Genomic DNA, 14,838 nt, shown 5'->3' on the forward strand with positions numbered 1-14,838 from the left:
GTGGAGGCATCCTGCAAGCCCTGCCACGGCAAACACAGAGAAGCTGTGCCACAAACCGCAATGGCATGTAGCAACCAATACACAACGGCCCTCAATGCCGCGCTCGCTCAGACTTCTCGCAACCCCCCACACGCCACCACCTGTGTTGAAGCGATCGCCCTGGCTGTGGTGGCTGGTACTACTGGGCATTTGGCTGTTGGCCACCGCCGCCGATCGCGCCTGGCTTATGGCTGATCAACGCCTGCCGGCCTGGGATCAAGCCGACTACCTCAACAGCGCCATTGATCACGGCCGCGCCCTGGGGCTTTTGGGCGGCGGGAGCTGGCCGGGCTGGCAAGGGCTGATGGATCTCTCGCCCAAAATCCCACCGCTGGCATCGCTGGTGAGCGGCACGGTGATGGCCGTAGCCGGCGAAACTGTGAACGGCGCCAGCTGGTCCCTGAGCCTCTGGCATGGCCTGCTGCTGCTGGTGATCGCCCGCTGGGGCCAGGAGCTGCTCAACGCGTCGTTTGGCTTACTCGCGGCAAGCCTGGTAGCCCTGGCACCAGCGCTATCCGGCCTGCGGGTGGACTTCACCCTCGACATGCCGCTCACCGCCAGTTGCAGCCTGGCCCTATGGCTGCTCTGGCGCTGGCAGCGGCGTGAGGGCGGCGGCGGATGGGGACAGGCCATCGCCGCCGCCGCCGCCATCGCCGCAGCCCTGCTGATCAAACAAAGCGCGCTGCTGGTGCTGGCTCTACCGGCCCTATGGAGCTTCGGCCAGGCCCAGGCACACCCCAGACGACGCTGGCAGGCGTGGGCTGCGCTGGCTTTGGTGCTGGCCTTGCTGCTGCCCTGGCTGCATCACAACTGGATCACCACCCTGGGCGGCACTGAGCGTGCCGTGATCAGTTCAGGGGCTGATGAAGGTGATCCCGGCAGCCTCGATCCCCGCAGCCTGATCTGGTACCCACGCCTGTGGGCGAGCCAGCTGGGCGTCGCCACAGTCAGCGCCGGGCTGGCCGGGCTGGCCCTGTTGGGCTGGCAGCATCGCGGCCACTGGCGTCAACGCTGGCAGGCCGGCTGGGGCTGGCTGCTGGGAGTCGCGATCAGCGGCTGGCTCTGCACAAGCCTCAGCCCTAATAAAGACGAGCGCTACATCGCGCCGGTGCTGCCGCTGCTAGCCCTTCTGCTGGCGCGGGGTTGGTGGGCCCTGGGACAATGGATCGCCCGCCAGCGCTCGAGCCACTGGGCCAGCGGAGCCCTTGCTCTGGGGTTGATCAGCGCTGGCGGGATCGCGGCCCGCGCCAGCCTGGGCGAACTGGATCGCGATCCCCCCTCCGCCGTGGTGGCAGCGATGCAGAGCCTGCGGGAGCGTGTAGGCGATGCCCCCACCACTCTGCTGATCAGCGGCAGCAGCGCCGATCTCAACGAACACAGCCTCACCCTGTTGGGCCGCCAACAGGGTGGCCAGGTGCTGGTGCGCCGGCTGGGGCGCAATCCCGGCCAGGAGGAGCTGGCTCTCGAGCAGGGGGAGTGGTGGCTGATCGCCACTGGCGACCAGGGCACGAGCCGAGCCTCCGCTCGGGCTCTCAGCCGCGCCGTACGCCGCAATGGCCGCTACGAACGCGTGCAGATCTGGCCCTGGAGCAAGCAGCGCCAGCTGGAGTTGTGGCGGCGCAAGCCTGGTGTGGCAGCACCCAGCAGCTTCCAGCAGCGGTTCATCAGCCTGGCCCGGGGGCTGGAGCAGGGGCCCCGGGGCCTGCAGCCGGTGTTTGCGGCGATCGGCCCCTGGCATCTGCTCGATCCTCGCTTCAGCTATCAGGCCGAGGTGAAGCAGTGGGCGGAGGCCCAGCTGCAGCGCAATCCCAGCCATCGCGATGCGCTCTGGAGCCTGGCCCTGGTAGCGGTGCTACAGAACCGGCCACAACAGGCTGATCAGTGGTTTGCCCGCTTGGAGCAACTCGAGGGCAACGGTCACTGGCCCACCGCTTATCGCAGCGTGGTGCAGCTAGCTGACTGGCGAAGTTGCAGCGCGGCCAGGGTGGCCGACGCGCGCGACAGTGATCCCAATACCACTCCGGTGCTGATGGCCCTTCGCGATCTGAGCCGCAGCCTCTGCTTCGATCCACGCGGCCCCATCGCGCTGCGCAGCAGCCTGCCGGCCGCGGTTGAACGCGTGTCGCTGGAGCTGAAACAGCCATGAGCCAGCGCCTGACCCCAGAGCAACGCGTGTGGCTGGCAGCCGGGGTGTTCACCCTGGTGGGCTGGACACTGCAGTGGTGGCGACTGCACAGCTTCGCCGCCACGATGGATCAGGGGATCCTGTTCCAAGTGCTCTGGAACGGCCTGAGCGGCCATCCATTCGAGAGCACACTCTCCTCGCAACTTTCCACCAACGTGGTTCATGGCGGCCAACTGCCGGCCATCGGCTACCACCGCCTCGGACAGCACTTCACACCCACCCTGGCCCTGTGGATCCCGCTGGTGGCACTGCTCGGCAAATGGGCCCTGCCGATGCTGCAGGTGGCGCTGATCGCCGCAGCCGGCCTGGTGCTGCATCGCATCGCCCGCCTGCGGCTGGAGGCGGATCTAGCGGCGATGCTCACCATGGCCTTTTTCGGCGCCAATGCCGTCATCGGCCCCACCCTGGGCAATTTCACTGATCTCAGCCAGCTGCCGCTGTGCGTGTTCGTGCTTCTACTTGGTCTGCTGGAGCGGCGCCTCTGGCTGACCCTGCCCGCGGCGTTCTTGATGCCCCTGATCCGCGAAGACACCGGCGTAGTGCTCGTGGGGATCGGGCTGTGGCTACTGGTGCGGCAGCGCTCGCGCTGGCCCCTCGCGCTGGCTTTGATCGCCTGGGGGGGCGGCTGGGTGGTGCTGGTCACCAACGTGCTGATGCCGCTGTTCAGCCAGGACAACTCCCGCCGCTTCATGGTGGAGAACTTCGGCCAATACCTGCAGGGCCAGGAACAGGCCAGCAGCCTTGAAACAGCCGTGCGCGCCCTGCAGCAACCGCTGGTGCTGCTGCGGGAGCTGGTGAGCCCACCCCGCGACACGCTGCTTTACCTGGCAGGCCAGGGCCTGCCTTTGTTGTTCATCCCCTGGATCGCGCTCGACAGCTGGCTGTTGATGGGCCTGCCTCTGCTCGGCCTGCTGCTGGCCCAGGGCTCCAACAACCCCCTATCGATCAACATCCGCTACACCTACCTGGTGGTACCGGGGCTGTTTGCCGGCAGTGCCCTCTGGTGGCAGCGCCACCAGCCGCTGTTCGCCTCAAGGCGACTACGGCGTGTGTGGGCTGGCTGCATCCTGCTGTCCCTGCTGTTCACCCTGGGCAGCAATCCCAACCGCAGCCTGTCGTGGCTGATCCCCGACAGCATCCAGCCCCTGGTGTACAGCAACCCGATACGCCAATGGCAGCACAGCCAGCAGGCTCATGCAGTGCTGGGTTTGATTCCCTCGAAAGCCAGCGTGGCAGCCAGCACCCCGCTTATCCCGCATCTGGCGGCGCGGCAGGTGCTGGTGCGCTTCCCCGACCATGTCGCCTACCAAACCCGCGCTGGCCAGGCCACACCCGTGGAATGGATTGCCGTTGATCTCGATCAACAGCGTCGCTATGCCGTGGCCTTCCCCCAGGAGCAGAAAGCGTTGAAGCGAAGCCTGCGGCAGCTGAAAACATTGCCGGGCGATGGGTATCAGGTGCAGGAGGTGCGCGACGGCGTGGTGCTACTGCAACGCAATGGCCCCGTCCAACCGGCAGCGGAGAAGCAGCTCAATCAGCTGCTGGCGGAGGCGAAGCAGCGCTAAACGCCCAATGGCGTGTGTGCAGAAACAGGCCCACCGCCATCAAGAGCTCGATGCCTTCCTGATCGTTGCGGATGCGCTCGGCATGGCTGATCCAGCTCAAATCAAAATAGGTGTAGAAGAGAGCCACGATCAGGAAATACAGGCTGTAGTGCCGAGCGGGCCAAGCCTCGATGTGCGGCATCCAGCGCCAGCCCGCATAACCAAAGAAAAGCCCGGCAGCGATGAACGACACATGCAGGTAGTTCTGTACAGCCGGCAGGTTATGGATGTTGGTTTCCTTCTGAGCATTGATGTTGCGCAGTGCCTCCACCCCCCAGCCATGGATGCGCTCCCCCCAGCTGATCTCCTCAGCCGCCACATAAAAGAGAAACAGGGTGAGAAGCAACCAGGCCACCCCCTGCAACGACCTCCACTGGCGACGCCGCAGCCAAAGCACACGCAGGCTGCACACACACGCACCGGCATAGGCCGCAAACTGGAGCCACTCCACCGGACCGTCCTCACCGGTGGTCCAGGCTTCAAAGACCCCGAAAGGCAGGAAATACACCACCCCGTAGAGCCCCAACATGTAAATCAGTGGTGCTGTGTCAACCGCCGGGGTGAAACTGCCCCAAGGGGTGTGGAAGGTGCGCAGCTGTCGCTCAACAGTCATCCAGCGGCCCAGAGGATTTGCCAAACCTTAAGGCTGCGTTAACAACCCAGATGCTTTGCTGATCCACATCACTCACGCCCGGCTGATCGGGCCTGCCGGATGACCACAGCCTCGAGCGCTGCATCGCCGCCAAGCCTCTGGGTGGTGGCGGCCTGCTTCAACGAAGCCAGCGGGATCCGGGCGTTCATCACCGCCATCGAAGCCCTAGGGCTGGCGCAGCAGCTCCTGCTGATCGACGACGGTTCACGCGACAACACCGCTGCCGTGATTCGCGCCGAAATCGAGCTGAGGCGCGAATCACCCCAAGCCTTACCGATCAGCCTGATCGAACTCACCCGTAACTTCGGCAAGGAGGCGGCCATGCTGGCCGGGCTGGATCAGGCCCGGGGCCGCTGCGACGCCGTTGTGTTGATCGATGCCGACCTGCAACACCCACCAGAGCTGATCCCTGAGATGGCGCGCCATTGGCAGGAGGGCGCCGAGATGGTCACGGCGATCCGCAGCGCCGCCGATCAGGAATCCACCCTCAAGATCCTCAGCGCCTCCGGCTTCTATTCCCTGTTCAACCGGCTCACCGATTCGGTGCAGCTGGTGGATGGTGCCGGTGATTTCCGCCTGCTCAGCCAGCCGGTGGTGCGCGCCCTCACCGACATGCGCGAGGGCACCCGCTTCTCCAAGGCCCTCTTCCCCTGGACGGGCTTCCGCAGCGTGGACATCAGCTACGACCGGTCCCAACGCAACAGCGGCGCCACCACCTGGAACGCTCGGCGCCTATTCAGCTACGCCCTCGATGGCATCTTCAGCTTCTCGGTGCTTCCCCTACGCATCTGGATTGGCGTTGGCATGGTGATCTCGCTGATCAGCCTGGTGTACGCACTGGTGCTGGTGATCAGCACGTTGCTGCACGGCATCGATGTACCCGGCTACGCCTCGCTGATCGTGGCGGTGCTGTTTCTTGGCGGCGTACAGCTGATCGGGATCGGCATCCTCGGGGAATACATCGGCCGCATCTTCGAAGAAAGCAAGCGGAGGCCGCCCTATCTGGTGCGCCGCATCAGCGCATCGGCTTCACGGGATCGCCAGGGCGAAGCATAAAAGCGGCGTGAGAGCGGGTAGGCCTGAAGCTCAGCCGCTTCAAACGAGTAGCCCTCCGCCGGGTGGGCCAGCACAAGGCCACCTTCGACCCGCAGCTGGCGCTCGGCCGAGGTGATCACCGCGGTATCCATCCGGCCCGTGAACAGCACCCCGCAGAAGCCGGCATTGGTAGCAATCCCGCGGCGGGCCAGCTCAGCGGCACGACCGCTGTTGAGCAGGCGCAGCAGCAACCACTTGAGCGGCCCGAGGCCCAAACAGCCCTGCCACCAGAGCGTCAGGGGGATACCCCGCCAGGGCCAAGGCTCGCGCAGGCTGCGGATCCAGGTGGGCTGAAGCGCCGGAGGGAGCTGGCCGATCTGCTGCCACACCAGCGGCGTGAGATGCACGTGCTGGTGGCCATCCAGCCTTAGGGACCGCCCGGGAAAGAGCCGTTGAAACCATTGAATCTGAGCCGTGAGTTCGCAGGCGAGCTGCTGCTCGATCCGGCGGCGCGCCCGCCACCAGCGGGGGAGACAACTCAGCAGCAGCAGGCGGCCAAACCCCAGCGCCAGGCGGCCCTCCCCATCGAGCAACGCCGGAATCCGCTTGGGATCCGCCGCTGGTGGACCCTCGCTCAAGCAGAGGTGCAAGGCCAATTCAAACTGAGGCCGCTGAGCACAAGCCTGCGCAGCGGCCATCGCGGCCGGTCCAGCCACCAGCACGCTGGCCGAATCAAGCGCACCGGCGTCGTGAAGGTTCAGGATCGTGGTGTTCACCGCCTCGTGCAGCCCCAAATCGTCGGCATGGAAGCGAACAGGCGCCAGGCCAACGACGGCCTCGCGCTGGCGGCGGGCCCGGCTGTGGCGGGCCGCCAGCGACCAGATCACGTAATTGATCGCGGTTGGGGTGAACACCATCACCGCCGTGCCAGCGACGCTGCGGGCCCACAGGCCCAGCCAACCCGGCAGCAGCAAGCTCACCAGCACATTGAGGCTGGTTTGAATCAGCAGCCACCGCCGCGGGAAGGGCGCTCCACCGGTGTGTTCCCGAAACGTGAACAGTGCATGAGCGAGATAACCCCAACACGACGCCAGCAGAAAACCCGAGAGATTGGCCAACGACAGAGGCCAACCCAGCCATTCGCCACAGAGCAGCACCAGGGCATGGATCCCTGCCGCCAACACCCCAACGCCGCCGTAGCGCATTAGCTCCGCCAGCTTTGCCCGCACTCCCACAGCCGTTCATGGCCAGCGCCGGCAGCCTATGGGAAGCTCAGCGCCTGAGCACCGATCCATGCCGGACAGCCGCAACCTGCCGCCTCGCAACCTCGTTGCCACCAGTGGAGCGATCGCCCTGCTGTTGTGGATCTGCGCCGCGGCTCGTCATGCCCTGCTGCAGAGCAACGCCTACGACCTGGGGCTGTTTGACCAGTGGATCTGGCTGGTAAGCCGGGGCCTGCCCCCGATCTCCTCGATGGAGGGGGTACACATCCTTGCCGACCACGGCGCCTGGGCGCTTTACGGCGCAGCACTGCCCTACCGCCTACTGGCGAGCGTGCAGTGGCTGTTCGCCAGCCAAGCTGCCGCCCTCAGCTTCACCGCACTGCCGCTGTGGTGGGTCGGCCGTCAGGCCGGCCTAAGCCCGCGGCTGTGCTGGCTGACCTGCGGCCTCTGGTGGCTGCAGCCGGTGGTGTTCAACGCCAACCTGTTCGACTTTCACCCCGAGGTGTGGGTGATGCCGGCTCTGGCCGGCTGTTACTGGGCCAGCCGGGCGGAGCGCCCGTGGCTCTGGTTTGCCTTGCTGCTGCTGCTGCTTGGCTGCCGCGATGGCCTGGTGCTGGTGGTCGCCGGCCTGGGGCTGGAGCAAGCCCTGCGGCGCCGTTGGATCTGGGCCGGCGCCGCCATCGGCCTGGCGCTGGGCTGGCTGGCCCTGCTCAACCGCTGGCTCTATCCCTTGCTCAAAGGCAGTGATACAGGGCCCAAAGCAGCTGGAGCGCTGTTCTCCTACCTCGGCAACAGCCTGGATGAGGTGCTGATCAACATGGTGCTCCGGCCCGACCTGCTGATCAGGCATGTGGACTGGGCCGGCGGAGTGGTGTACCTGCTGCTGATCAGTGTGGCCCTGGCGCCATTTTGGCGGCGGATCTCGCTGCCGGTCCTGGCGGGAGGGATTCCACTGGTGGTCGTGAATGTGCTCTCGGAGGAAGCACCCCAGCGCACCCTGGTGCACCACTACAGCCTGCCAGTGGCGGTGATCGCCGTGGTGGCCGCTATCGACGGCCTGGCCCTGCAGCCGCGCCAGCCGGTGCCATGGCGTCGCTTTGGATGGAGCGTGGTGTGCTGGGCGGCCCTCGCCAAACCCTGGTTCTTCACAGGGCCCTACCTCGAACGGTTGCATCAGCGACCTGCCATCCAGCAGGCAATCACTGCCGTACCGGCGGAGGCACGGTTAAGCACCACGAGTTATCTCGTACCGCAGCTAAGCCAGCGCAAGCAAGTGAGCTTCCCTCGCGCCCGCCGCGATAAAACGCAGCTCGATCAACTCGATGCGTTACTGCTCAATCCACTTGATCCGGGTTGGGGATCCTCAGCCCAACGCCAGAAACAACTGCTGCGCGCAGCAAAAGCTGCCGGCTGGACCTGCCGGAACTGGGCGAATGGGCTCGAGCTCTGCCAGGCGCCAGAGGGTTGATCCAGCCCATGAATGGATCCAGCAAAACGATGCCCCCGAAGGGCACAGCTGACGCTGGCTCTTCGGGGGCTCTCGCCGGGTCCGCTATGGCGCGGAACCGAATGATCTAGGAATCAGGCGCCGTATCAGCCGGCGTTCTCCGCGATCAGCAGACCCTGCTTGGAACAACTGTGACTCACGGGCACCTCCTCCTTGGGGGATTGATGTCAACCGGCGATGCATTCGGCCTCAAAGAAGCGCAAGCGCTGCTCTGAAACCACACCACTGCTGACGGAACCCCCAAACTCTAACGAGATCGGAGCAGTGCGCGAGCCAGCTGGTCTCTGTATGCCACAACACGCCAAACGGCACCGGCCGCTGAGCAGGCTGAACCCATGCGTGAGTTACACGCCGGCGACCTTCTCCATCTCGTACCTCGGGGCGAACCCTGGCGGATCCGCCAGGTGCTCCCGCAGCGACTGCGGATCTCGAGCCCAGCGCTGCTGAACAATCCAGCGCTGCAGCAGCAGCTACTCAACGCCAGCCTGCATTTGGCCTGGGTGCAGGCAATCCGGATCAACAGCCTGGCCGGCTGCATGGTGATCGAGCACAACGGCCGCCGCCCCCTGCGCCGCAAACAGCTGCAGGCCCTGCTGCACCTGGCGCTGCAGCAGGGCCACCACACATCGCTACAGCTCACACCACGGGCCTCGAGCTCCGCCCTGTGGCGGCTCGGTGGCACCTCTGGCGCGTTGGCCGCCGTCACGCTGCTGGAGTTACCGGCCTGGCCAGGCCTGCTGCTGTTCATCAGCCTCTGCTACCTGCCTCTGGCGGCCCGCTGCCTGCAAAGGCTCGCTCAGCGGCAACTGGCCAGTGGATGGTTGGACCTGTTTTGGTTTTCCAGCCTGCTGGCCCAGGGCAACCCCGCTGCGGTGCTTCTGGAGTGGACGCTGGAAACCACCAACCAGCTGTTCAAGGCCTGGACGCCATCACCCAGCTATGCCGAGGCCTTTGATCAGCAGCTACAGCAACGGCTCACCGACCTGAGCTTTCCTGTTCTGCAGGGCGATGGGAGCTGGCAGCCCCAACCCTTCGCCCTGCTTGAAGCTGGCGATCGCCTGCAGTTAGTAGCAGGGGATCCCATGCCGGCCCACGCCCTGGTGGTGGCTGGGCAGGCCATGGTGAGCACCCGATGGCGCGATGGGGATCCGCGCCTGCTCAGCGCCCGGGCCTTCCAACAACTTCCCTTTGGAGCAACAGTGATCGAGGGCAGGCTGGAGGTGCGCTTAGTGCGCAGCCCGCAGCTCGATCCGGAACGACGGGCCCTGCAACGACTCCTCCATCAAGCCCAACGGCAGGGCTCATCCCACGGGACACCCTCTCTGCTCCAGCGGGCGGAGCAATGGCACCAGAGCTCTGTGCCCTACTTACTCCTTGCAGGAGCAGCCCTTCTGGCGATCGGGCCCCACGGAAGTGCAGGGGCCCTAATGCAGTTCGATCCCGCCAGCGACTGGCAGCTCACAGCCACCCTCACCTACGGCAACGCCCAGCGGGATCTGCTCTGGCAGGGAGTGCTGCTCCGCAGACCAGAAGCTATTGATGCGCTAGCCCACTGCCGCCAGCTCCTCGTGAGTGAGGCCGTGGTGCTAAGCACCAGTAGCTGGCGCCTCGGCGGTCTGCATCCCCTGCCCTTTCTGATCAGCAGCGAGGAGCTGATTCAAATCGTGGCTGGTTTTCGCTGCCAGCAAAAACCCCATGGCCTCCACGCCTTGCGCAGTGCCCTGGAAGCCGAAGATCTGCTGCCAGCGATGGTGGAGGGAATCCATCCGCTGGGCAGCGATGGGCAACAGGGCCTTATCAACGGCGTGGTGCATCAGCTCGGAGGAGCGGCCATGCTGCGGCAACTGGGCCTAAAAGCACCTGCCGAACTGATCACTCCACCTGGGGAAACCCTGCTCTACCTCGTGCGCCAAGGCCAGGTGGTGGGAGCAGTGGGGTTCGAATTGCAACTCTCGCGAGCGCTCGTGCGGGGGCTACGGCAGCTGCAAAGCGCCGGCTGGCAATTGGATCTGCTGGTCGACAGCCAAAGCGAGCTCGTGGAACATCTGGCTGGGCGGCTGCATAGGGCTGCTGCCGCGATCCATCTCGCCGGCAATCACGTAGATCGCAGCCGCAAGTTGCGTGCATCGCACTCCACAGGCGAGCCCATCGCCATGCTCGGCTGCAGCGCCATCGATGGCCTCAACCTGGCGCAGGCTGATCTCTCGATCGAACTACTCAGCCGAGACCGCGGCCTCAGCAGCGCAAACGCCGATCTGGTGGTGCGGCCCGAAGCACTCGGCAACCTGGTGGCCTGTCAAACGTTGGCCTTAGACGCAGCCCAGCGCCACCGCCGAAATCTCGCCCTGGTGCTCGTGCCGCACATCTCAGTGGTGCTGCTCAATCTGCTGCTACCGATCAACCCCGTACTGGCAGTGCTCACGGTGGATCTGCCCGTTCTATTGACCGAGCTGGGCCGCATCGGCAGTGGCCAAGACGGCATTCAAAAAACCACTAAAAAGCCCCGCCGCGGCGGGGCTTGAATCCAGTGAATGAGGCCGAACGCTCAGTTCACGCTCCAAACACCACCGGCAATGTTGACCAGCGGAGCCACGATGGTGGTGCCGGCCAGGAACCATGCGAAGGCAGCGCCGCCGCAACCACCCAGCCAGAAGCCGCTGGCGAATTCAGCCCAGCCGGCCTTGGTGAACAGATCGGCCGGGGGGTTGTCGATGGTGGCGTCAGCCGGCTGCACATTGGGGCCACGACCAGCCGTGCCATAGATCGAGAGGCACACCGTGAGGATCGACACCAGGCCAACTGCCGCCAGCAAACCAGCGGTGCTGGCGTATTCAGTGGCGCGCAGCGGGCCGGTGATCGCGAAGGGGCCGTAGAGGAAGAAGCCATGGGCCATTCCCACTTCCAAACCGCGACGGTTGGGGGAGAGGGCAGGGCGATAGGCCGGCAGGGCGTTCAGAAAAGCGCGGCTGAAGTAGCTGCTGTTGACGGGAGTGGCCAAATTGCCGACACAGGGGTCGGCGACGGGGGTCACGGTCATCGTTGGAAGGAGGGTGGTTGGCGGCGATGAAGCAGGAGCGACTCAGTCGCGGGCTTCGATCACGTTGAACAGCAGGGCCATGGCCACCGCAGGAGCCAGGATCCCGACAAGGGGCACGAACACCGAGGGCATCCAGGCGGCGACGAAGTCTCCGGTCATCAGCGTGGGCCAATACAGCTACCGTTCGGCACTGTAAGGAGCTCTTCCAAACCTGTTCTCTGGCAGCGGAAGGGGCGACATAAAAGTTCAGACCGATGACCCAGGCCCTCTCCGGAGCAGCAATCGCCGCCGTGATCGCCGCGTGTTGGCTGCTGGGGCGGCCACGGCCCAAGATCCTCCGCTCCACCGACGCTTCCGCGGTGGCCGCCCTGAACCGCACCCAAATGGAGCTGGTGCTCGCCCGCGACGAGGGGCCAGCCGTCGATCACCCCATCCCGATAGCTCCGGCACTGCCAACCGCGGCCGACCGGCGCGGCCGCCTGCAGCTACTGGCCGAACTGGAGCGCCAATTCCAGGCGGGTGGCAGCCAACGCCAACAAGCCCTGGCGGTGTGCGCAGCCTGGCGCCACCGGGATGCGCTGCCCCTGATCCGCCGCGGCCTGCGCGACAGCGATCAACAGGTGGCAGCCCTAGCGGCAGAAGCAATGCAGGCCTTCCGCGGCCGCACCGCCGCAGCAACAGCTCAGGTCACACCCGTTAAACCGCCCCGCAATGTTTCCCGCACGCGGTAGATCGGCCGGCCCTGGCTTTCGTGGTAGGTGCGCATCTGCAGCTCCGCCAACAGTCCAAAGCAGAAGAGCTGTACTCCAGCAATCAAAGCCAACACCGCGACGAGCAGCAGCGGACGATCACCGATCTCAGCCCCCATCAGCTTCTCCACCAGCAGATAGGTACTGAGCACAGCCCCCAGCGCGATACCCACGAGGCCGCCAAAACCGAACACATACATCGGCCGGGTGAGGAATCGTTTCATGAACCACACGGTGAGCAGATCCATCAGCACCCGGAACGTGCGGTCGATGCCGTATTTGCTCTGCCCGAACTGGCGGGCGTTGTGGTTCACCTTCACCTCACTGATGCGCGCCCCCTCGATGTAGGCCAGGGCTGGCAGGAAGCGGTGCAGCTCGCCATAGAGGTTCATGTCCTCCACCAGCTCGCGCCGGTAGGCCTTCAGTGAGCAGCCGTAGTCGTGCAGCTTCACCCCGGTGACCCGGGCGATCAGCCGGTTGGCGACCTTGCTAGGCAGAAGACGGCTGACGGCATTGTCCTGGCGCTGATGGCGCCAGCCGCTCACCAAGTCAAAGCCCTGCTCAAGCTGCTCAAGCAGCATCGGGATATCGGCGGGATCATTTTGGAGATCGCCATCGAGCGTGATGATCACGCGGCCGCGACTGGCATCAAAGCCAGCTGACATGGCCGGCGTCTGGCCGTAGTTGCGTCGCAGCAGCACTGCCACCAACTCCGGTGTGGTGGTGCTCAGCTGCCGCAGTACGGCGGCGGTTGCATCGCTGGAGCCGTCGTCGACGAGCACCAACTCAAAGGTGCGACCGAGGGGGCGTAGAGCCTCAAGCAGCTTGGCCACCAAGTGCGGAAGGCTCTCCTCCTCGTTGAAGAGCGGCACCACGATGGAGAGCTCGGGGGCAACGCTTGCGCTCACAGGGTGCAGCTTGGATGGGTGGAACCTAAGCGAGAGAGCTGAAGCGGGTGTTAAGCGGCCAGCAGCCACGCCGCCAGCAAGCCCAGATACGTGCCCACCAGATAGCCCAGCAACCCAATCGCGACGGCGGGCAGGGCCAGCTCGGCGCGTCCGATGGCCGTGGCCAGTGCAAGAGCAGTACTGGGGCCTCCGATCGAGGCCTGGGAAGCCACCAGGGTTTCCGCCATCCCCCAACCACGCCAGCGGCGCAGCACCAACACAGCCAACGCCTGCAGGGTCACGATCAGGGCCGCATAGAACAACACCGGCAGCCCCTCTCCCAAAAGCCCAGCCACCGATGAGCTGAGACCCATCACGGTGAAGAACGGTTGGATCAACAGCAAGCCCAGCCCATAACAACCGCGCCGACTGCTTGCACCCGGCAGTTGCGCCGCCAACAGGGCGAGGGTGGTGAGCACCAAAATCGCAGGCAGAGCAGGCCAGAGCCGCTGCAACACCCCTGTGAGCCCATGGGTTAGGAGCAGCAGTGCACTCCCCCACACCAGGCCCTGCCACCAACCATCAACCGCCTCCATCGGCAGGGCTTGGGAGGGGGAAACAGCCGCCACAGCCCTCGCTCCGCATTGGCGGCCCAGCCACAAACTCACCGCGAACCAAACCGCGAACACCAAATAATCCGCGGTTGTGGCGACAGCCAAGAGGCTCTCTGGCGGCTGAAGCGCCCTCGCCACCGACACGAAGTTGAGGCTGCCGCCGGTGAAGGTGGCGGTAAACACCCCGGCCAACACACCGCGTCCTGAACCCAGCAGCGGTTGCAGCAACCAGCCGCCAAGCAGCACCGCCCCCAAGGTGCTGAGCACCGCCAGCAGGAATGGCAGCAACAAGCGACGGGCCTCGGGCCAGAGCCGCCGCAGATCCACCGCCAGCAGCAACAGCACAATCGCCAAGGAGGTGAGCGGGCCGTTGACCCACCCTGCTGCGGCGGGCTCGGGTTGAACGCCGCTGATGTTGCTCACCAGCAAACCGAGTAGCAGCACGAGCATCGTGGTGCCGAGCTGACGGCCCGCAGCGGTGGCCTGGGCGATCCACCAGCCCAGAGCGGTGAGCACCAGGATCAGCAGCAGGGAAAGCAGCATGGGATTCAAGGAAGAGGCGTGCCGTCATGGCAGCGGATCACGCGGCCGGCGCCGCGCAGCTCGAGGCGGTAGTGCACGCTCACTGGATCCTGCAGCTGGGGATCGAGGCCGTCGAGTCCGATTCCATTGCGGCCATGCTCACGGCCGCTGCTGTGCAAATAGCGGCCGCCGCCGACATACAGCCCCACGTGGGTGCAGCGCTGCGGCCGCCCAAAGAAGATCAAGTCGCCAGCGCGCAGCAGGTTGTAGCCACCCGGCGCTACGGCCACGGGCTGGCAGAAGCGCTCCTGCTGGTAAGCATCCCGCGGTAGCCAGATGCCGGCACTGGCAAAAGCAGCCTGGATCAGGCCGGAGCAATCGAAATCAGGGCCCAGGGTGCCGCCCCATAGATAGTGATTCGGTCGCTGGCGAGCCTGCTCGGCAAAGGCCAGCACCGCTGGCAGTGCCGCCTCGATCTGCCCTGCATCCAGCAGACGCAGCGGCGGCGGCAGACAAGCGCGGGCATGCCCCAGCACTTGATCGGGATCCAGCCAGCCTGGATAGCCGTCTTCCAGCAGTTGCACCTTCAGGCGCTGGCAACCCGGCCGCAGTGGCTCCAACACGATGAGAGCTCGGCCGGCGGCCGCCTGGGTGGCCAAACCTGGCCCCCGCCAGTGGCTGGTGAGATCCACGGGAGCGCTGAGGCGCCAGCAACTGCCTGGTTGCAGCAGTTCGAGAGCCACCGGTGTGCCCTCGGCCAACCTGCCTAATCTCGCCATTGCCC

Annotated in this window: 13 protein-coding genes; 6 read left to right on the top strand and 7 right to left on the bottom strand. The window is 65.4% G+C overall.

The features are described from left to right. Window positions 1-142 precede the first annotated feature (142 nt). Together KJJ24_RS09150 and KJJ24_RS09155 are read left to right on the top strand one after the other, a co-directional pair. A complete protein-coding gene (locus KJJ24_RS09150) occupies window positions 143-2,185 on the top strand; it encodes a glycosyltransferase family 39 protein (RefSeq protein WP_214338208.1) in 2,043 nt (680 codons plus the stop codon). After that, window positions 2,182-3,789, top strand: a complete 1,608-nt coding sequence (locus KJJ24_RS09155) for a DUF2079 domain-containing protein (protein WP_214338210.1) — start codon at window positions 2,182-2,184, stop codon at window positions 3,787-3,789. Before KJJ24_RS09150 ends, KJJ24_RS09155 begins: the two co-directional genes overlap by 4 nt. Here the strand turns inward: KJJ24_RS09155 and KJJ24_RS09160 are convergent. Next, a complete protein-coding gene (locus KJJ24_RS09160; protein ID WP_250544570.1) occupies window positions 3,755-4,465 on the bottom strand; it encodes a pectate lyase in 711 nt (236 codons plus the stop codon). The two genes, KJJ24_RS09155 and KJJ24_RS09160, sit on opposite strands and share 35 nt — an antisense overlap. A 75-nt stretch (window positions 4,466-4,540) precedes the next feature. Here KJJ24_RS09160 and KJJ24_RS09165 point away from each other — a divergent pair, with 75 nt between their 5' ends. Next, on the top strand, window positions 4,541-5,536 hold the full coding sequence (locus tag KJJ24_RS09165; protein WP_214338212.1) for a glycosyltransferase family 2 protein: 996 nt from the start codon (window positions 4,541-4,543) through the stop codon (window positions 5,534-5,536). On the opposite strand, the gene KJJ24_RS09170 is transcribed toward KJJ24_RS09165, so the two are convergent. Further along, window positions 5,479-6,744, bottom strand: coding sequence for a ChbG/HpnK family deacetylase (locus KJJ24_RS09170; RefSeq protein WP_250544572.1), 1,266 nt, complete (start codon window positions 6,742-6,744; stop codon window positions 5,479-5,481). The two genes, KJJ24_RS09165 and KJJ24_RS09170, sit on opposite strands and share 58 nt — an antisense overlap. A 64-nt stretch (window positions 6,745-6,808) precedes the next feature. On the opposite strand from KJJ24_RS09170, the gene KJJ24_RS09175 reads away from it, so the two are divergent. Both KJJ24_RS09175 and KJJ24_RS09180 read left to right on the top strand, forming a co-directional pair. Then, window positions 6,809-8,206: a DUF2079 domain-containing protein gene (locus KJJ24_RS09175; protein WP_214338214.1), complete on the top strand. Its 1,398-nt coding sequence runs from the start codon at window positions 6,809-6,811 to the stop codon at window positions 8,204-8,206. 374 nt (window positions 8,207-8,580) lie between these two features. Continuing rightward, window positions 8,581-10,767 (top strand): hypothetical protein, encoded by a 2,187-nt coding sequence (locus tag KJJ24_RS09180; RefSeq protein WP_214338216.1) that lies wholly within the window; start codon window positions 8,581-8,583, stop codon window positions 10,765-10,767. 23 nt (window positions 10,768-10,790) lie between these two features. Here the strand turns inward: KJJ24_RS09180 and KJJ24_RS09185 are convergent, their stop codons facing one another. Together KJJ24_RS09185 and KJJ24_RS09190 are read right to left on the bottom strand one after the other, a co-directional pair. Then, the gene (locus tag KJJ24_RS09185; protein ID WP_214338217.1) at window positions 10,791-11,282 is read right to left on the bottom strand and encodes a photosystem I reaction center subunit XI; all 492 of its coding nucleotides are present in this window, start codon (window positions 11,280-11,282) and stop codon (window positions 10,791-10,793) included. Window positions 11,283-11,324: 42 nt separating this feature from the next. Beyond that, complete coding sequence (locus KJJ24_RS09190) at window positions 11,325-11,441, bottom strand: photosystem I reaction center subunit VIII (RefSeq protein ID WP_010315023.1); 117 nt, start codon at window positions 11,439-11,441, stop codon at window positions 11,325-11,327. Between the two features lie 95 nt (window positions 11,442-11,536). On the opposite strand from KJJ24_RS09190, the gene KJJ24_RS09195 reads away from it, so the two are divergent. Then, window positions 11,537-12,013 carry a HEAT repeat domain-containing protein gene (locus KJJ24_RS09195; RefSeq protein ID WP_214338218.1) on the top strand — a complete coding sequence of 159 codons (477 nt, stop codon included), beginning with the start codon at window positions 11,537-11,539 and terminating at the stop codon, window positions 12,011-12,013. Here the strand turns inward: KJJ24_RS09195 and KJJ24_RS09200 are convergent. Genes KJJ24_RS09200 through KJJ24_RS09210 form a run of 3 tightly spaced genes read right to left on the bottom strand, consistent with a single transcriptional unit; the run spans window position 11,965 to window position 14,833 of the window. Further along, entirely contained in the window at window positions 11,965-12,939 is a 975-nt protein-coding gene (locus tag KJJ24_RS09200) for a glycosyltransferase family 2 protein (RefSeq protein ID WP_214338219.1), read from the bottom strand. The genes KJJ24_RS09195 and KJJ24_RS09200 overlap by 49 nt on opposite strands. Before the next feature lie 50 nt (window positions 12,940-12,989). Then, window positions 12,990-14,075, bottom strand: a complete 1,086-nt coding sequence (locus tag KJJ24_RS09205) for a DUF819 family protein (protein WP_214338220.1) — start codon at window positions 14,073-14,075, stop codon at window positions 12,990-12,992. 5 nt (window positions 14,076-14,080) lie between these two features. After that, window positions 14,081-14,833: a C40 family peptidase gene (locus tag KJJ24_RS09210; RefSeq protein WP_214338221.1), complete on the bottom strand. Its 753-nt coding sequence runs from the start codon at window positions 14,831-14,833 to the stop codon at window positions 14,081-14,083. Window positions 14,834-14,838: the final 5 nt, after the last annotated feature.

Origin of the sequence: Synechococcus sp. LA31, assembly GCF_018502385.1 — a bacterium.
Taxonomy (GTDB): domain Bacteria; phylum Cyanobacteriota; class Cyanobacteriia; order PCC-6307; family Cyanobiaceae; genus Vulcanococcus.